Origin of the sequence: Paenibacillus sp. NAIST15-1 (genome assembly GCF_001894745.1) — a bacterium.
In the GTDB taxonomy this organism is placed as follows: domain Bacteria; phylum Bacillota; class Bacilli; order Paenibacillales; family Paenibacillaceae; genus Paenibacillus_B; species Paenibacillus_B suaedae.
Map to the genome: position 1 here is coordinate 95,058 of NZ_BBYF01000002.1, position 18,262 is coordinate 113,319.

At 46.9% G+C, this 18,262-nt stretch carries 21 protein-coding genes; 15 read left to right on the plus strand and 6 right to left on the minus strand.

From position 1 onward, the window contains the following. Positions 1-41: 41 nt before the first annotated feature. The 12 genes from PBN151_RS04090 (at position 42) to PBN151_RS04145 (ending at position 9,568) form a co-directional block, all read left to right on the plus strand. Positions 42-317, plus strand: coding sequence for a WXG100 family type VII secretion target (locus PBN151_RS04090; protein WP_021253116.1), 276 nt, complete (start codon positions 42-44; stop codon positions 315-317). A 100-nt stretch (positions 318-417) separates the two neighbouring features. Further along, positions 418-2,454, plus strand: a complete 2,037-nt coding sequence (locus tag PBN151_RS04095) for a hypothetical protein (RefSeq protein WP_072727825.1) — start codon at positions 418-420, stop codon at positions 2,452-2,454. 49 nt (positions 2,455-2,503) lie between these two features. Further along, the gene (locus PBN151_RS04100) at positions 2,504-3,256 is read left to right on the plus strand and encodes a vWA domain-containing protein (protein WP_021261879.1); all 753 of its coding nucleotides are present in this window, start codon (positions 2,504-2,506) and stop codon (positions 3,254-3,256) included. A gap of 119 nt (positions 3,257-3,375) precedes the next feature. Continuing rightward, positions 3,376-4,191 carry a hypothetical protein gene (locus tag PBN151_RS04105; protein WP_139295272.1) on the plus strand — a complete coding sequence of 272 codons (816 nt, stop codon included), beginning with the start codon at positions 3,376-3,378 and terminating at the stop codon, positions 4,189-4,191. 170 nt (positions 4,192-4,361) lie between these two features. After that, a complete protein-coding gene (locus PBN151_RS04110; RefSeq protein WP_072727827.1) occupies positions 4,362-4,901 on the plus strand; it encodes a DUF402 domain-containing protein in 540 nt (179 codons plus the stop codon). Between the two features lie 389 nt (positions 4,902-5,290). Next, entirely contained in the window at positions 5,291-6,316 is a 1,026-nt protein-coding gene (locus PBN151_RS04115) for a phosphotransferase (protein WP_072727828.1), read from the plus strand. 56 nt (positions 6,317-6,372) lie between these two features. Continuing rightward, the gene (locus tag PBN151_RS04120) at positions 6,373-6,627 is read left to right on the plus strand and encodes a DUF2164 domain-containing protein (protein ID WP_072727829.1); all 255 of its coding nucleotides are present in this window, start codon (positions 6,373-6,375) and stop codon (positions 6,625-6,627) included. 2 nt (positions 6,628-6,629) lie between these two features. Beyond that, positions 6,630-6,827 (plus strand): DUF4184 family protein, encoded by a 198-nt coding sequence (locus tag PBN151_RS04125; RefSeq protein ID WP_072727830.1) that lies wholly within the window; start codon positions 6,630-6,632, stop codon positions 6,825-6,827. A gap of 91 nt (positions 6,828-6,918) precedes the next feature. Continuing rightward, positions 6,919-7,431, plus strand: a complete 513-nt coding sequence (locus tag PBN151_RS04130) for a GNAT family N-acetyltransferase (RefSeq protein ID WP_072727831.1) — start codon at positions 6,919-6,921, stop codon at positions 7,429-7,431. Positions 7,432-7,524: 93 nt separating this feature from the next. Beyond that, positions 7,525-7,812 (plus strand): hypothetical protein, encoded by a 288-nt coding sequence (locus PBN151_RS04135; protein ID WP_072727832.1) that lies wholly within the window; start codon positions 7,525-7,527, stop codon positions 7,810-7,812. Positions 7,813-7,908: 96 nt separating this feature from the next. Next, a complete protein-coding gene (locus tag PBN151_RS04140) occupies positions 7,909-8,364 on the plus strand; it encodes a GNAT family N-acetyltransferase (protein WP_072727833.1) in 456 nt (151 codons plus the stop codon). A gap of 73 nt (positions 8,365-8,437) precedes the next feature. Further along, complete coding sequence (locus tag PBN151_RS04145) at positions 8,438-9,568, plus strand: acyl-CoA dehydrogenase family protein (RefSeq protein WP_072727834.1); 1,131 nt, start codon at positions 8,438-8,440, stop codon at positions 9,566-9,568. Positions 9,569-9,696: 128 nt separating this feature from the next. On the opposite strand, the gene PBN151_RS04150 is transcribed toward PBN151_RS04145, so the two are convergent. From PBN151_RS04150 to PBN151_RS04170, 5 genes are all read right to left on the minus strand, one after another. After that, entirely contained in the window at positions 9,697-10,656 is a 960-nt protein-coding gene (locus tag PBN151_RS04150) for an ABC transporter ATP-binding protein (protein ID WP_072727835.1), read from the minus strand. Beyond that, positions 10,653-11,645, minus strand: a complete 993-nt coding sequence (locus PBN151_RS04155) for an ABC transporter ATP-binding protein (protein ID WP_072727836.1) — start codon at positions 11,643-11,645, stop codon at positions 10,653-10,655. Before PBN151_RS04155 ends, PBN151_RS04150 begins: the two co-directional genes overlap by 4 nt. 18 nt (positions 11,646-11,663) lie before the next feature. Then, positions 11,664-12,614 (minus strand): ABC transporter permease, encoded by a 951-nt coding sequence (locus PBN151_RS04160; protein ID WP_065291234.1) that lies wholly within the window; start codon positions 12,612-12,614, stop codon positions 11,664-11,666. Next, positions 12,611-13,549 carry an ABC transporter permease gene (locus PBN151_RS04165; protein ID WP_072727837.1) on the minus strand — a complete coding sequence of 313 codons (939 nt, stop codon included), beginning with the start codon at positions 13,547-13,549 and terminating at the stop codon, positions 12,611-12,613. The genes PBN151_RS04160 and PBN151_RS04165 overlap by 4 nt, the downstream gene beginning before the upstream one ends. A 118-nt stretch (positions 13,550-13,667) precedes the next feature. Then, positions 13,668-15,389 carry a peptide ABC transporter substrate-binding protein gene (locus tag PBN151_RS04170; protein WP_072727838.1) on the minus strand — a complete coding sequence of 574 codons (1,722 nt, stop codon included), beginning with the start codon at positions 15,387-15,389 and terminating at the stop codon, positions 13,668-13,670. Between the two features lie 248 nt (positions 15,390-15,637). Here PBN151_RS04170 and PBN151_RS04175 point away from each other — a divergent pair, with 248 nt between their 5' ends. The 3 genes from PBN151_RS04175 to PBN151_RS04185 all read left to right on the plus strand — a co-directional run bounded on the left by PBN151_RS04175 (position 15,638) and on the right by PBN151_RS04185 (position 17,564). Beyond that, on the plus strand, positions 15,638-16,114 hold the full coding sequence (locus PBN151_RS04175) for an NUDIX domain-containing protein (protein WP_072727839.1): 477 nt from the start codon (positions 15,638-15,640) through the stop codon (positions 16,112-16,114). 197 nt (positions 16,115-16,311) lie between these two features. After that, a complete protein-coding gene (locus tag PBN151_RS04180) occupies positions 16,312-16,755 on the plus strand; it encodes a flavodoxin (RefSeq protein WP_072727840.1) in 444 nt (147 codons plus the stop codon). Between the two features lie 230 nt (positions 16,756-16,985). Continuing rightward, positions 16,986-17,564 (plus strand): GNAT family N-acetyltransferase, encoded by a 579-nt coding sequence (locus tag PBN151_RS04185; protein ID WP_227774383.1) that lies wholly within the window; start codon positions 16,986-16,988, stop codon positions 17,562-17,564. A gap of 96 nt (positions 17,565-17,660) precedes the next feature. Here PBN151_RS04185 and PBN151_RS04190 read toward each other — a convergent pair whose 3' ends face one another. Then, positions 17,661-18,149 carry a copper amine oxidase N-terminal domain-containing protein gene (locus PBN151_RS04190; RefSeq protein WP_072727841.1) on the minus strand — a complete coding sequence of 163 codons (489 nt, stop codon included), beginning with the start codon at positions 18,147-18,149 and terminating at the stop codon, positions 17,661-17,663. Positions 18,150-18,262 lie beyond the last annotated feature (113 nt).

Below are 18,262 nucleotides of genomic sequence, written 5' to 3' on the forward strand. Positions count from 1 at the left end.
TGTCGTTCAAATGTCTATGTCTACCAAAAGGAGGAACAAACATGGCAGGTCGCATTTTAATTACACCGGAACAGGTTGATCAAGTGTCGAATCAATTCAAGCAGGGTGGAGATCAGAGTCAACAGATCGTAGCTACCCTGACACAAGCTATTCAAGGAATGGAAGGTCAATGGGAAGGGATGACGAAACAGCGCTTCTTCCAAGAATTCCAAGAAGCAAGCAAGCAGATGCAATCCTTCGTTCAAACCTTGAACACAATTAGCGAAGAATTGAAGGCTATTGCGCAGAAGTTCCGCTCTGTGGATGAACAGCGCTAATCGTTCAATTCTTACTTGAATACGAAGAGGAAGCCGGGCGTAAGACACTCCCGGTTTTTCTTACATCATACAGATGCATCATCTCGGGAGGATAGGAATTATGTCATTTCAGCCACAATCAGGAGATACGATCATTATTCAAGATATCGAATATCGGTTCGGCGAACATCCGGCAGCTCCTGGCCTCGTATATGCGCAGGCTGGCAGACAGGGTGTCATCTATCAGCTGCTTCCAACCCGAGGAGATGCTGTAGAGGCAAAGGCGCTCAAAGTGTTCCATCCGAAGTATCGTATCCCTGCGATGGTATATCAATCTGAGCTGCTCGATACCTATAGTGAGCTTCCAGGACTAAGCGTGTGCAGTCGGAACGTATTGACCCCTGAGAAAAACGGAGGACTTATCCAGAAGAGCACGGATTTGCTCTATGCAGTGGTAATGCCGTGGATACATGGCCCGACGTGGCTGGATATCGTTGCAGAACATAATCGGCTGACACGCCAAGACAGCCTGCAGATTGCCAAATCGCTCGCACGAGTATGCTCCGGTATGGAGCAGCGAGGTCTGGCACATTGCGATTTGTCTGCGCCGAATGTCATGCTTCCGTTTTTCTCGGAAGTTAAGCAGAGTTCGAAGGCATCATCGATTGAACTGGTAGATGTGGAGCAGCTCTATAGTCCTAAGATGGATCGACCGGATGTGCTGTTCAGTGGCTCTCCAGGATATGCTGCACATCGTGCGCTGCTGACAGGGATGTGGAGTGCATATGCAGATCGATTCGCAGGCAGCATTCTTCTTGCAGAGATGCTTGGTTGGTCATCTCAGCAGATCGTGGATAAGGCATGGGGCGAGAGCTATTTCGACCAACGTGAAATGCAAACCTCCTGCGAGCGCTATGAGGGATTGAAGCATGTATTAACAGAACGATATGGCAGCAAAGTATCGGATCTGTTCTCACGCGCTTGGGAAAGCCAGGATTTGAGCAGTTGTCCGACCTTTGGTGAATGGTTGATTGTGCTTAATGGCGTAGACGAGGAAGAACAGATCGTTATGGACGTTAAGCAGCAGAATGCGCCAGAAGGAACGCAAGCGATTCATGAGCAGCGTTCAGAGGATAAAGCGATAGATAAAGAGGCGGAAGGGTGCACAAAGAATTCTGCTGTACAACCCGATGCAGTATCCGCCCCCCTTATTCCTGCTCGGGCTGATGTTGATCCGGATGTGGTCAATCGCCTGTTCCGGCAGGCAAGAGAACTAGAAGAGCAAAATCAACTGCAAAGTGCCTTGGAAGTGTACCGATCGGCTCATCATTTTGTTGAGAAGGAAAGTCCGATGCATATTGAGCTGGCTGCGGCGATTCAAGACTTGGAGCAGAAGCTTGCAAGGGAAGCAGATCAAATGCCACGGTCTAAGGTCAAGCTAGGGAAGCGAGCGATTGCGATCATTAGTGTAGCGTCAGCACTCCTATTGCTTGGCTGTGGAGCTTTTGTGATGAATCAGATGAACGAAGATGCGGTTAAGAAGGCTGCGGAAGAACAAGCGCTGCTTGACGCAAAGACTCAACAGTTGAAGGCGGAAGAGGAACGGAAGCAGGAAGAAGCAAAACGGCTTCGTGAGGAAGAACAGCGCAAGGAGGAAGCGCGCAAGCAAGAGGAACAGCAACGCAAGGAAGATGAGCAGAAGCGCATAGAGGAACAGCAGCGCATCAAGAAGCTGGAGGAACAGAAGAAGAAGGGTGCGGAGCGGAAACGCCTGCAGGCCCAGTATGATCAACAAGAGCAATATGAGAAGTATGTGGAGTGGAAGAAGAAGCGGGATGAACAGACAAGAATGGAACAGGCTCGCGAGCAGGAGCGCAAACGGCTGGAAGCGGCACAGGCCGCACAGGCTGCGGAGAAAGCTGCTCAATTAAAGAAGATTCGCAGTCGTGATGTGGTACTGCTGATTGCCTCTTACAATAAGGCGTATAATGCACTATCAAGAAATAATGTGAATAATGCTTCAAAGTATGCATTAGAGTTTACAGAACGGTATGAAAAGGATCCAGACTACTTCAAAAATGTAGGCAAGGTGGGGACGAGGGCCGGACATATTTATAAGTTCTTGAATGATACGTCCTATATGCTGCCAGACATTTAGCGCGGATCAGGCACGATTGAAATAACATGCTATGAGGTGAATTGGACGGATGAACTACACGATACAGGCTTCACAGCGCACGCCTGCACTTCTCATCTATTTAATTGATATCAGTGCTTCCATGAATATGACGATGGCCGGAAGACGGCGAATCGATGTAGTATATGACGCATTATCCCAAGCGATTCGACAGATGGTATTCCGTTCTACGAAGGGAAATCGTCTGACACCGCGCTATCGCATTGCAATATTGGCCTACAGTGACGATGTCTATGATGTGCTGAATGGCATCAAGGGAATTGACGAGATTGCAAGCATGGGGGCATTACCTGATTTGACGCCGGTTCGCTTCTCTGATGCAGCCAAGGCGTTCCTTCAGGCAGAGAGACTGCTGGAGGCCGAGCTGCCTCATATGCAGGACTGTCCTGCTCCGCTTATTTGCCATATGACGGACGGAGTTGCTACCGGGGATGATCCAGCGCCAATTGCTAGGCGGATTATGCAAATGAGTGTGCCGGACGGCAATGTGCTTATCGAGAATATATTTATTACGGATCACATGTTGGATACACCAATTGAAGAACCCCGCAGGTGGAAGGGAATCGTGCAGGATACCGTTCTTACCGATGAACATGCACAGAAGCTGCGAAGCATGTCTTCGATCTTGCCGGAAAGCTATCGTGAGATGTTGGTGGAGGCGGATTATCACCTCTCATCAGGAGCCTACATGATGCTGCCCGGAAATTGTCCAGAGCTGGTCTCGATCGGATTCCAAATGTCTGCCGCTACTCCTGTGCGTTAATTGATTCCTAACGAAGGGATTTCACAATGAGGAGAGATTGCAGGAAGCTATTCAATCTCCGTATGCCTATTGTACAACGATACAGCTTGGATTACGTAAGAAAGGCAGGGTGAATCCGATTGAGTCTGACATCCTTTCACTACCGTTGTTCCCAACAGGTGGATCAGCCGTTAATGACGATCGAGCAATCCTCTTTTCGCTGTAGATTTGCTTACGCACGAGCGGGAGAGACGGCGCAATATAAGGATAACAATCAAGATTATTTGGCCTTTCGCATAGATGGTGGTTCGCTCAGCTTTGTATTATGCGATGGGGTTAGTTTGAGCTACCAAGGAGATTTTGCTGCGAGGTTTCTAGGTGCCCATCTATTGGACTGGATTGCTGTTCAGTCTGAATTGAATGCCGAGTCTTTGCATGCTTATCTGGATTCTCTACGTGATGCAGCAGCTGAGCAAATGTCTGGACTGCCGATTCCCTCGGGACTCCCTCCACTTGTGAAGGAAGTATTGGAAGACAAGAAACGAATCGGCAGCGAGGCGATGTTCACCTGCGGGCGAATCGATGGCACTGATGGAACGGATGAAGCAGAGCCGTATAGTCGAATATGGCTTGCATGGCATGGGGACGGGCGACGTCGGTTATGGCAGCATGGACAAGAAAGCTGCAATCTGTTCGAGACTTCCAGCTCAAGTGGAGAACGGTGGTCAGTCTATCGTGGTCTCATCGGCGGAAGAGCTCATACCTTGCACCACCATATTGAAGGCAATGCACCCTTTCGGCTGATGGTGTATACCGACGGGTTATCCGAATTGGACAGCCTGCCGTATCCGCCTGCAGACGAACTGCTTCGCCACAAGCTGGAGCATCGAAATGGAGAAATGCTGGAGGATGATGTGTCTCTGCTCGACATAAGCTGGTCATCTCGCGGAAAATAAGGAGATATGACAATATATCACATGCCGAACGCTTGCGAGTAAGGTATAATCGTAGCAAAGGAAATTTGAAGCTGGGCCTCTCTTGTCTGTCTGCAGATACAGGTGACGAACTGCAGTGCTCGACAAATGGGAAATAAAGAGACGGCATCCGAGCTGAGGAAGGTTGCCACATGAAGAGAAAACACGCAGATCGCTACGATTGGAAACGGATTTTGTCCAAGCAGTTCGCGCTAACTGAAGTAGATTCTCCCGAATTTACAGGCTACATCTCTCTGATTAAATTCAATGCGGTGCGGCAGCCGTTAACAGTGACAATGGACGGGAAGAGAATAAAGCTCGTAGATACAGGATATTGCTGGATGCAATATTTCCCCCTGCATAAGCATTATTCCATTACGACTGTATTTGATGAACAGGGGGAGGTCATGCAGTGGTACGTGGATGTTTGTGAACCGGTCGGAACGGATGATCGGGGCATCCCCTATTTCGACGACTTATACTTAGATGTTGTGCTGCTGCCATCGGGCCATATCTTCCTCTTGGATGAAGATGAGCTGGAAGAAGCTCTGGAGTGGGGACGCATTACCCATGATCAATACAGCACAGCTGTGAAAGAAGCTTCCCGACTCGTTCATGAAGTGAAGGAACACCCATTAGTTAGACGAAGTAAAGAGGACTTTATAATGATGCAGCAATTGCTTGTGCCATGAGAGAAGACTGATATCAGTCTTCTCTATTTCTTTATAGCACTTGTTCGCAAACCGCATTACTTGACCCCATCTAAAGTCCCTACTTAAAAGTTGAAATGTTTCCGTACTGGTATGCAGTATTATAGTCTGCCGCAAGCCAATTCCATCTCTCATTTGACCAAGGGCTGGGTGTGCGCTGAAACTTTTTCCATGCCTGCTGCGTCTAAGATATGTACCTGGCAATTTGGTTGATGTTACCTTTTCGTATGGAGGATTCTTATTGCGATCTTATGGTGAGTGGCGGATAGGATCCAACAGCAATTTGTTATGTATGCGCTCACACTTTTCCTGCTCCTTATCGCTGCTGTACTCACATTGCGCAATTTGAAAAGGGAACGTAAAAAGAGATCATGTCAGTCAGACATGAAAAGGATGGGGTCAAATTGTATTTTCCAGTTGTATATTCTACATTATGCGAGCAAGCACTTAGGGGATGGATAGAAGAGAATTATGCTGTAGGCAAGGTTCAGCGGGTTGAATTTTTGCTGCGCGGAATGAACGATACCTATAAGGTGCATGGCGATGACGCCCTGTATATTTTCCGTGTATATCGTGGAGATTGGAGAAGACACCAGGCAGCGGTTGAATTTGAGATGGATTTCCTTCTACATCTACAAGCTGAGGGGATATCCGTATCCTCACCGATTACGGCATTGAATGGGGAACGTGTTCATCCGCTCCAAGCACCTGAAGGTATTCGATTTGGCGTCCTGTTCACCTATGCTGTGGGAGAAGAACGCTCAATCGACAATGCCGAAATTAGCCGATTGTTCGGACAAGCAGTAGCGCAGCTGCACAGTGCAGCAGATACGTTTACAAGTTCATATGAGCGTCCTGTAATGGATCAGAATTATCTAATCGATAAGCCGCTGCAGGTGATTGCTGACCGAATTCAGCATAGGCCCGAAGATGTTCAGAAGTTGATGGCCGTTGGCAGCGCATTGAAGGAGCAAATTACACAGTTCTCAGCGCTGGATTGGGGAGTGTGCCACGGGGATTTGCATGGAAATACCAATATTAGTTACATCGACGATCAGACGTATACTCATTATGACTTTGACTTGTGCGGTTATGGCTACCGCGCTTATGATATAGCAGAATTTCGCTTGGCTCGAGAGGTGCGTTTAGGCAATGATCCTGGAAAGCTGTCAGAGTTGTGGGATGCATTCCTAGAGGGCTATCAGTCTGTACGTCAACTTAACGAAGACGATATTCGAGCAGTTCCCGTATTCGTTGCTGCACGTCAGTTGTGGTTAATGGGACTATGTCTCCATGATTTGCATATTGTCGGAAGCGTCGATTCGGGCGATGATTTTATTGATGAGAAAATGGAGTATTTCAACTCGCTGTCTGTTGAATTCGCAGGTCGTCTATAATAAGTTCATCGATATAAGGAAGTAAACAAGCGACTTAGCAACTTAGGAGGGACATCATGAATGTAAAGACGCTGCCTAGAGAGCAGAAGGAAAAATGGATAGAGGATTTGAAGCAGTATTTTGAGACAGAGCGTGGAGAATCCCTGGGCATGTTCGAGGCAGAGGAGCTAGTTGACTATCTACTGAAGATGTTCGAGCCCTACCTATATAATCAGGCCATCGAGGATGCGCGTGCGATGTTGGAGCAGCGTATGGCTGGCATTGAAGAGGATCTATATGCAATGAAGAAATCGGAGAAGGGCAGCAGATAATCATGCCTTTTACCTTCGCACATCCACTGTATGCTACACCTGTTCAGCGTCTTGCGCCGCAATACTTAAGTGTGACCGGGCTAGTTCTTGGAAGCATGGCACCTGACTTTGAATATTTTATCATGCTTGAACCGTACCAATTGATGGGCCATACGTGGAAGGGATTGCTGTTGGAGGCAATCCCTCTGTGTCCATTGTAATGGATGCAGCATTTCTTATCCAAGGTAGGACTTTCTGTTGAAGTGTATTGAATATATCGATGATGAACTCACCTGTAGAGGAGGGTGTCAATTGCAAATTCGAAAAGCGATGGCTGGCGATGCGCCTGGTATTGCGCGTGTTCATGTCGACAGCTGGCGCACTACCTATCAAGGGATTGTATCAGATACTTATTTGTCTGGATTATCTGTACAAGCTAGACAAAATATGTGGGAACATGCGATCGGACATTTGACAGATGACAAGTGTATTTATGTCGCAGTACAGGATACTGGGGAAATCGCAGGCTTTGTGATGGGCGGTCCAAGCCGGAGCGAACAATTTCCTGATCGAGCAGAATTATATGCACTCTACTTGCTGTCGACCGTTCAAGGACAAGGGCTCGGCAGCAAGCTGGTTTCACACGTGATGGAGCATTCGAAGTCATTCGGACATACGAATATGTTGGTATGGGTTTTGAAAGGGAATCGTGCTCTTCAATTTTATCGTTGTACCGGTGCATTAATCGTCGGCGAGAAAGAAATTGAGATTGGCGGAGAACCGCATACGGAAATCGCTATGGAATGGGGACAACTGTCGATATAACAGGTAGGATCCGACTACTCCGTTGTGAACAATTGCTCACCACACACGGGAAGCGGGACAGATACTACATTATACATAAGTAGGTGATTTGCAATGGCTTCAACGATACATTATCAATTAAAGCAGTTGGAAGGTTCCACGGCATTATACGCTTACGCTACGGAGGCAGGCGAGAAGAAAGGGTTGTTCGAAGTCGACTTTGTAGAGTATGAACGGATGTGTCAGAAAGGGCAAGTACCTTCGATAGAGGATACAGTTTATTTAATACGCAAGAGTGAGCATGACACTAACTTTTATGGGGGAATACGTGTGTTTTTCCACCTATACAAGCATTATTTACAGCATGGTGCGTATGCCCAGGAATATGGTCAGATGGCGTAAGTTGCATGCTCATGAATCCACACACAAACTCTGTCATTCACTTGATTCAACCATGCAGGTGAGAAGTGAGAGACAGCTTAGAGGAGGATAATCATCTTGGAAGCACTCATTATTCCTACGGAAACTCGTAACATCCCACTAGATTTGCTGCTGCTTGCTGATCCGGAAGAAGCTGCCGTGAATCAATACTTGCATCGCAGTATCGGTTATACATTGAATGTGAATGGAGAGACGATTGGAGCTGTACTTCTGCTTCCGACGCGCCCCCACACCCTTGAGCTTGTGAATGTGGCTGTTGCAGAAGAGTGGCAGGGCAAGGGCTATGGCAAGCAGCTTGTACAGTATGCCATTCAGTGCGCTCGTGAGCTTGGTTATCAAGTGCTGGAGGTAGGCACTGGGAACTCCAGTCTGTCACAGCTCGGTTTATATCAGAAATGCGGCTTCCGTATTTGCGGAATCGATACCGATTTCTTCGTCATTCACTATGATGAACCGATCGAAGAGAATGGAATTCCTTGCGTAGATATGATTCGTCTCCGCCTTATCTTGTAAACGTGTACTATAATGGATAAATAGATAGATTTGCATTTATCCATACGTTGATAAGAGTGGGAGCGTGTTACCGATGAATCATTTTACCGATGAAGAAATTCGCATCATTCGAGATCAGGCATTGTCCATTGAGCGAGAGGGGAAGCTTCCGCAGCAGCTGCTGCAATGGATTTATGAGCGTGGATTGTTCAAGCTGTTCGTACCAGTTGAATTACAGGGGAATATGACAGAACTTCCCGAAGCGTTGAAATGGTTCGAGCATACGTCCTGGATTAATGGTAGCTTCGGCTGGCTCGTAACGATTGGCTCTGGAGGCGGCTTCTTTGCACCATTTATGACGCCAGAAGTGGCGAAGGATGCTTATACGAGGAAGGAAGCGGTTGTAGCAGGATCGGGGCATCCAAGCGGAACGGCTGTGAAGGTTGAGGGCGGATACCGGGTGAATGGGCGCTGGAAGTTCTGCAGCGGCTCCACATATGCGACTGTGTTCACCGCCAATTGTGTGGTTCAAAAGCATGGCGAATCGGATACTGGAGTGGAATCTGAAGAGATGTCTACAGAGGAATCTACAAATGTACCTGAAGCGGAAGCAGACATTCGTTCGTTCGTGTTCTGGCCAGATGATGTTGAGATCGTAAAGGATTGGAATGCTTTTGGACTAAAAGCTACGGAAAGTCATTCCATTGTCGTACATGATGTATTTGTACCTGATGAACGAACCTTTAGCATTATGGAGCCAAATGGTCTTTACGATAACCCGATATACAGCTATCCGTTCCTGCCATTTGCAGAAGCCTCGTTCGCTGCTGTAAGCATAGGGCTGGCAATGCACTTCCTGGAAGAGGCACGAAATATTGCGGAGCGGAATCGAACTGCATGGGAGAATGCTTCGGTGGACCGTTATGATTCTATATCGAATAAAATCATCATTCAGAACGAATTGCTGACGGAAGCGGTAAGAGCGTTCTATCACGCTATCGAGCAATCGTGGAACGAACATACACAAGGCAAGGTACTCACGGACACGGATGTACAGGAAGTATCACTTCGGTGTAAGGAAGCTGGACAATCAGCCTTATCATCGGCCAATGCGCTTTTCCCGTACTTGGGCATCCATGCAGTTATGGAGGATGCGCCAATCAATCAAATATATCGGGACTTGCAGACTGTGTGTCATCACTCATTGTTAGTGAAGTTTGATTAAGTAAGAGGCATACGTCACTTCCAAGATAGCTTGGAAACGACATGAAAAAGGCAGAGTAGAGATAGGAGGAACGTCTCCTGGTTCTCTTCTCTGCCTTTATTGCTAGGTCTGAAATAATTGGATACATCCTAAACGAGATGGCAGGCTACATAATGACCAGGCTTAGCTTCACGGAATTCCGGAGCAGCAGCCGCACACCGCTCAGTTGCCGCGGGGCATCTCGTACGGAAATGACAACCACTCGGTGGATTGATTGGACTTGGGAGTTCACCGCTTAACACAATTCGCTCCTTCTGCGCCTCGATATCTGGATCGGGCACGGGAATGGCGGACATGAGCGCTTGCGTATAAGGATGAAGCGGCTCATTGTAGAGCGTGTCACTATCAGTCAGTTCAACCATTTTGCCCAGGTACATGACGGCCACGCGATCGCTAATATGCCTGACCATGGACAAATCATGGGCGATGAACAAATAGGTGAGTCCAAGTCGAACCTGAAGATCCTTCAGCAAGTTAACGACTTGTGCTTGGATGGATACATCAAGCGCGGAGATCGGCTCGTCACAAATAATGAGCTTCGGATCTACGGCAAGCGCGCGAGCGATGCCGATACGCTGTCGTTGGCCGCCTGAGAATTCATGCGGATAGCGAGTAGCGTGATCTGGATTCAAGCCAACAAGATCAAGGAGATCTTCGATCTGCTTCTTCTTTTCTGCGCGGCTCGCAGCTAGCTTGTGAATATCGATAGCTTCTCCAATAATATCAGAGATAGTGAGCCGCGGATTAAGCGAAGCGTACGGATCTTGGAAGATCATCTGCATTTCACGGCGCATCGCTGCCATCTGCTTGCGCTTCAGGCTGTAAATATTCGTTCCATTGTAGATTGTCTTGCCGCCTGTCGGCTCGTAAAGGCGCAGGACAGTTCGTCCTACAGTGGACTTTCCGCAGCCGGATTCACCAACCATACCGAGGGTCTCACCCTTATGGATGGTGAAGCTGACATCGTTAACCGCTTTTAATATATTGCCGTGGCCTAGATTGAAATACTTCTTCAATCCCTGTACTTCAAGCAATGCCTCTCTGCTCATCGAGCCACCTCCTGCGCCAACGGATGGAGAAGCCAGCATTTCGCTTGATGCGAATCGCCTACCTTCGTCACTTCCGGATCGTAGGACATGCAGACTTCCATCGCTTCATTGCAGCGAGCGCAGAACCCGCACCCTGCTGGCGGCTTAATCAGATCTGGCGGTGTGCCGTAAATCGGAATAAGCGGCTCATCCTTCTTCTGATCCAGACGAGGCAAGGAACGGAGCAAGCCCTTCGTATAAGGATGCTGTGGATTTTTGAATATATCCCATTTCGTGCCGGTCTCAACGATTTTACCAGCATACATAACAATGACTCGGTCGCATAGATCAGCGACAATTCCGAGATCATGTGTAATTAATATAATGGATGTGCCCATCTCTTGCTGCAGCTGCTTCATAACGCGCAAGATTTGAGCTTGTATAGTTACGTCAAGCGCTGTAGTCGGTTCATCTGCGATTAGCAGGGATGGTTTGCAGGCAAGTGCGATGGCAATCATCGCGCGCTGGCGCATTCCGCCCGAGAATTCATGCGGGTATTGCTGGAAGCGGGAAGCTGGATTCGGAATGCCAACTATAGACAGCATCTCGATAGCCCGCGCCTTCGCTTGTGCAGCAGTCATCTGTTGATGCTTCATTAATACCTCAGTAATCTGTCGACCTATCGTCATCGTCGGATTTAATGAAGTCATTGGATCTTGGAAGATCATGCCGATGTCCTTGCCGCGAATCGATTGCATGTCACGTTCTTTCAGCTTCAGCAGATCATTTCCCTTGAAGCGTATCTCGCCTTGCTTCACCTTGCTAGGTGGGCTTGGCAGCAGCCGCAAAATCGATTGTGCCGTTACACTCTTGCCACATCCGGATTCACCTACGATTGCCACAGCTTCGCCTTGATTCACATGAAAATTAATGCCGCGTACTGCCTTCACCTCGCCGCCACGGACGTGGAAAGAGACGTGAAGGTCGTTGATTTCCAGTAAAGGCTTCATATTCGTCATCCTCCTCGTCTACTTTTTCATCTTCGGATCGAGTGCATCACGCAGCCCGTCGCCGAACATGTTGAATGCAAGCATCGTCAAGCTGATAAAGAATGCAGGGAATGCGATACGCCATGGATAGACGGTCATCGCCTTCAATGCATCGCTAATCATCGTTCCCCAAGAAGCAGCAGGGGATTGTACACCAAGCCCGAGGAAGCTAAGAACCGCTTCGCCGAAGATCGATACAGGAATTGCTAAGGTAAGCGTAACGATAATCGGGCCGAGTGAATTGGGAATCAGATGCCGGAACAAGATCCGTGCTCCCGATGCGCCGAGAGAACGGGAGGCAAGGACGAACTCTTGATTTTTGAGCTGCATCATTTGCCCGCGTACGATCCAGGCCATATTAATCCAGCCAGTGAAACAGAGTGCCAATATAATAACGCCAAGACTTGGTTCTAGTACTACTACCAGTAGAATGGCTACAAGAAGGTCGGGAAGTGTGAATATAATTTCAGATGCCTTGTTCATGATTTCATCGAGTTTCCCTCCCACATACCCCATAATGCCGCCATATATGACGCCGACAATCAGGTTAATGAGGGCTGCGGAGAAGCCGACGATAAGTGAAATACGAGCGCCCATCCAGGTACGGGCGAACATGTCGCGGCCGAGATCGTCCGTGCCGAACCAATGCTCTGAGGAAGGTGGCAAATTCGTCTTGTCCAAATAATTGGTTTCGTAGTCATAAGAAGTTAACATTGGTCCGATGATGGCCATAATAATGAGCAGAACAAGAATAACGAGGCCTGTCATTGCTGCCCAATTGCTGCGCAATCGAAGCCATGAATCGCGCCAAGCGGATATACTCTCGCGTTCGATCGCCTCCGCCGCATGTTCGTCGATGTTCGCTTTTTTGAATTGCTCAGGCTTGATAGGGGGCTGCTGCAATGGATTCTGTTTGTTGTAGGTAATCATGCCGCTTTCTCCTTTCCTTTGGCAAGCTTAATACGAGGATCGATAGCACCATAAGCCAAATCAGTAAGGAAGCGAGCCACCATCAATATAACGCCATAGAACATGGTGATGCCCATGATGAGTGAATAGTCGCGGTTCGTAATACTCATTACGAATATTTTGCCAAGACCACCGATTCCGAAAATATGCTCCACAATGAATGAACCGGTAACAATACCTGCAGTAAGTGGGCCAATATACGTAACAACAGGCAAGATTCCGTTGCGTAAAATATGTCTGCGCACAATAACGCCGGCAGACAGACCTTTGGACTTGGCTGTCTTAATATAATCAGAATGCAGAACCTCCAGCATACTGGAGCGAGTTAATCTGGCGATGAAAGCAATCGGTAGAGCTGATAGCGCAATGGTGGGCATGACATAGGTGAGGGGGCCTGCTAGTCCAAAGACAGGCAGTAGCTTCAGTTTCACTCCAAGCACGTATTGCATAAATGAGGCAAGAACAAAGCTTGGGACAGACACGCCAACGACAGCGAGTACCATGGAAGACGTATCAATCAGCTTGCGATGCCGCATTGCTGCAGCAATACCGAGTCCTATCCCGATCGTGACGGCTACAATTAATGCACAGATACCGAGCTTGAGCGAATAGGGGAAGGATTCGCGGATGGCCTGAACGACTTCACGATCCTGCATTTTCATGGAAATACCAAGATCACCTTGAACGAGCTTGTTCAAATAAACGACATACTGTTCATATAATGGCTTGTCGAGTCCATATTGCTCCATGAGCCTTGCGCGTATTTCTGGAGGAACGGCTTTCTCTGACAGAAATGGGTCGCCTGGGACAGCCTTCATCAATAGAAAGGTAAGTGTAGCCAGAACCCATAAGGAAATGATGAGATACATTAGCTTGGTAAGGACATAGCGAATCACATTCCACCAGCCTCCTGAAGGATAAATTTCAACCTATAATGCTAAAGTCGGGATACATATGAACATTGCCTGCATATGTACCCCGACTATTTACATGCTCAATGTCACGATCGATCGATTAGTGTTCTGCAATATAACCGCGAGTGAAGTTTATTTGTCCTTGGTAGTCGATAAATACATTTTTGACGTACGGCTTCTGTAAATGAACATTTGTATGATAGAAAATTGGTATGATCGCCATATCGTCTGCAATCAGCTTCTTCTCAGCTTGCTTAATCAAGTCCATACGTGCATTTGGATCCACAGAAATCTTCGCATCTTTCACCAGTTTATCGAATTCAGGATTGTTGTACCCAATATCATTATTGCCGCTGCCAGTCGTATACAGATCGATGAATGACATTGGATCATTATAGTCTGTCGTCCAGCCGGCGCGAGCGACTTGATAGTTCAATGCCGTCCGGTTCTTTAGGAAGACACCCCACTCCTGATTTTCAACCTTTACTTTCAGTCCAAGCGTATTTTTCCACATATTCGCGACGGCTACAGCAACTTTCTTATGCATTTCATTGGTATTGTGAGCGAGTGTAAATTCAGGCATTTCTGTCAATCCGGATTCCTTCAAGCCTTTTTCGAGAAGAGCCTTTGCTTCAGCGGCATCTTCCTTGAAATAGGCGGTATCGTCGGTTTCATTGCGATACTCATCATTTAATCCTGCGATACCTTTCGCAACAATACCAAATGCAGGTGTTTGACCACCAAGCGTGACTTTTTCAACAATTTGCTTACGATCAATAGCCATTGCCAGTGCCTTGCGAATATTGACATTGTCGAATGGCTTCTGCTTATTGTTGAACAGGTAGTAATACGAGGCAGCAATACCTTTGATATGAAGCTCATCTGGCTTCGACTCCTTCAGCATCGCAATTTGGTCGACCGGAATTTCACCAGTCGGCTGACCTGCGAATTCAAGTGCTCCCGTTTCATACATGCTTACTTCGGTACCAGGATCCTCGACAATTGTAATTTGTACTTTCGTAAATTTGATTTCATCTTTTGCATAGTAGTGTTCGTTTGGAACCAGTTCAAGTGAGTTTTGATGCTTCCAGTCTGCCATTTTGAATGGGCCGTTCGATATGATAGTACTTGCCTCAGAAGCCCATTTTGAATCGCGGGCATCCGTGTGTACAGGGTAGTAGGATTGGAAGGAAAGTAAACTTAAGAAGTAAGCAGTTGGAGTCGTGAGTTCGACTTCCAACGTGTAATCGTCAGTGGCTTTTACTGCTACGGAATTTGGATCTGTGGATTTCTTCGTGTTGTAATCTTCAGCACCTTTGATGTAGTACAGCTGATAGGCATATGGTGGAGCTGGCAACATCTTAGGATCGAGAACACGTTTCCAAGCGTTCTCGTAATCTTTTGCTTTTACAGGATCGCCGTTCGACCATTTGGCATCTTTGCGGAGATGGAAGACATACTTCGTCTTAGTAGCATCTTCTTCCCAGCTCTCTGCGGTACCTGGAATAACTTTTCCGTGCTCATCCAATCGTGTGAGCCCTTCAAAGATATGGCTCAATACTTGGAAGGAAGTCGTATCCTGAGATGTACCAGGATCAAGGGAAGGAGGATCACTCTTCATGTTGAAGCGGAAGGTCTGATCTGAGGCGAGTGCCACGTCCTTGTTCTCTTCTTTTTTCTCACCTGTCCCGCTGTCGCCAGGTTTCTGAGTCTCGCTCGGCTTGGACTCAGGGGCAGGCGTGCTGCTGCTTCCGCAAGCGCTTACAAACGCACTTATTGCCAGTAAAAGCGTCAACATAAGCATCATGGATCTACGTTTCATACGTGTACAGTTCCCCTCTCAATGGAATAATCGTTTACACCATACGCCAACCTTACTAGATGCAGGTCAGAGGAGATAATTGACACCTGGTTTGTACCATATACTACCATAATGTTAGGGGTTCGTCTTTATATTTTTCGATGATTTTATAAAAAATTTATCAAATTCGTAACGATTACCGCATTGACAGCATGCCAATTAAGGTACAATTAACTGTTAGAATACTTTTATCAAGGGAGGGAAGAAACATGAAGCCCATACGAAATTCAGCGAAGGCAATCATATTAAAAGACGGGAATGTACTGCTTACGAAAAATAAGGATCATGAAGGCTTTTTCTATCTGTTCCCCGGAGGTGGCCAGGAACATGGAGAGCAGCTAAGTGAAGCGTTGAAGCGGGAATGTATGGAAGAAATAGGTTGTCATATCCGAGTACGCAACCTGGCGTACGTTCGTGAGTACATCGGTAAAAATCATCAGTTTGCACAATGGGATGCCGATATCCATCAGGTTGAGTTTTATTTTGTTGCTGAACTTGATGAGCGTATTTCTCCGACAGAGCAAGAGGCTCAGATCTTTGCAGGAACGAATCCTGACGAGTATCAGGTTGGTGTAGAGTGGGTTGCCTTATCAGCGCTAGATCACATTCGAGTCTATCCTGCACAATTGATACCCAAGCTGCAAGGTAAAGGGGAAAAAGACGTCTACATGGGAGACACGAATTAATTAATACGCAAACATTTAACTTTCAGTAATTATGAATAGTGTGGAAGGCTAGATCTGGGATGAGGAGCTCGATAGAGCTGCCTTATCCTTTTTTAATTGGCAGAAGATTGCTGCTTGCGAAATGCAACGACTCCCACTATAATGATAATGATTATCAATATCATATTATGTACATAAATAAGTTGGAGGTTATATACATGAGCACATTGTTAATTTATGCGAGTATGACGGGGAATACAGAAGAAATGGCGGAAGCTGTAGCCGAAGGCGTCAAAGGAACTGATGAGGAGCTTACGATGAAGGAAGTCATGGATGCCTATGCATCGGAGATGGCAGATTACGATGGAATTCTGCTTGGCGCGTACACATGGGGGGATGGTGAACTGCCCGATGAATTCCTTGATTTTTTCGATGAGATGGATGATGTGGATCTGACGGGCAAGAAGGCGGCCGTGTTTGGTTCTTGTGATTCTTCGTACGCACAATATGGTGCAGCAGTGGACATTCTCATTGAGAAGCTGCGTCAGCGCGGCTGCGAGGTTGTGTTGGATGGCTTGAAGGTAGAATTGACGCCTAAGGCTGACGAGAAGGAACTGTGTAGACAATTCGGGAATGCTTTCGTTGGCAAGCTTCGTTCATAATCAGGTCTAGTTCTGCCTCTGTTATTTCGTAATCATCCAAAGAGATAATTCTAATAACAGCATCTAAAACAGACATCAGCTCGTGTCCTTATTGAAGGTAACGGGCTGTTTGTCTTTGTCACGTTGAAGATAGAGATAGAGATAGGGTGTGGTTAGACAATAGCGGGCGGTTATGGCATGATCTTGTGTAGATGAATAAGGTGAACCCCAGATTCATAAGGAGGGAAATCATGATGCGCAAGACCGAACTGTTCTTTCCCGTTCCAGTCCTAGAGACAGCCCGTACACGTATGAAGGGAATGACGCTTCAGGATGCTGAAGATATGTTTGAATATGCCTCTGACGAAGAGATTTCGCGGTTTGCAACATGGCCTGCTCACCAGACGATTGCTGATTCGCAGCGTATTCTGAACTGGATTATCCAGCGTTATAGTCGCGGAGAGATTGCTCCGTGGGGAATTTACTGCAAGCAGTCGGAGCGGCTTATCGGCACATGCGGCTTTGGGAATTGGAATCAGCAGCATGCACGTGCCGAGATCGGCTATGCGTTGTCCAGATCCTGCTGGGGACATGGCCTCATGACAGAGGTTGTGAACGAGGTGATTCGTTATGGATTTACTTCGATGAAGCTTGTACGGATTGAAGCTAGATGCTATCCAGATAATACTGCCTCGATTCGCGTGTTGGAGAAGTGCGGTTTTCAGCAGGAGGGAGTGCTTCGTAAGCATATTTTTGCAAAAGGGCGCTACGAGGATGTTCATTTGTTCTCCATTATTAATGATGACTTATTGGATGGGCAGCAAGCATAAAAAAGAGCAGTACAGGTAAGAACAGCCCGTATTGCTCTTTCAGATTTCAGATCTATTCGCTCTATGGAATTATTGCTGCGTACATTATCCAACCTTCTACCAATTGTTGAGCAGGGTAACGGTTTTCGTTTTGCTATCCCAGTCAAATTGATAAGTAAATACATTCTGCAGAAGACGAAGCGGGATAAAGGTTTTATTGTTAATAATTTGAGGGAATGTCGTGAGCACCGTATCCTTGCCATTCACCTTCATCTTGCCAGTTAGTGAACTCCACGTAATATCTGATTTGTCCCCTTCAATATATACAGTATGGCTGTATGATTCCCATCGTACCTTCAAATTCAAATGCGTGCTTAGATCCTTAATAGGGATATATGTCAGCCCATTCTCAATCATGGCGTCATGGGATAAAATATTCCCATCCGTATCTACCACACGGACGACCGGAATCGGAGCCGGTTGCATTTGAACCTTATGCGCGGCACCATCACCAGCATAGGCTAAACTTGAACCAAGCAGTGTTATAAGTAGACAGCCTACTAGAATGGATAGGCTGTATTTCAATGTACGAGTAACATCTTTCATGTAAGCCCGAAACCCCCTTTAACAATAATAACGATGATAGAATGAAAAAGTTGCAACATTTAGAAGTCTTTTTTAATCTGGACAAGTACGGAAACGACGTGAGAAAATAAAAA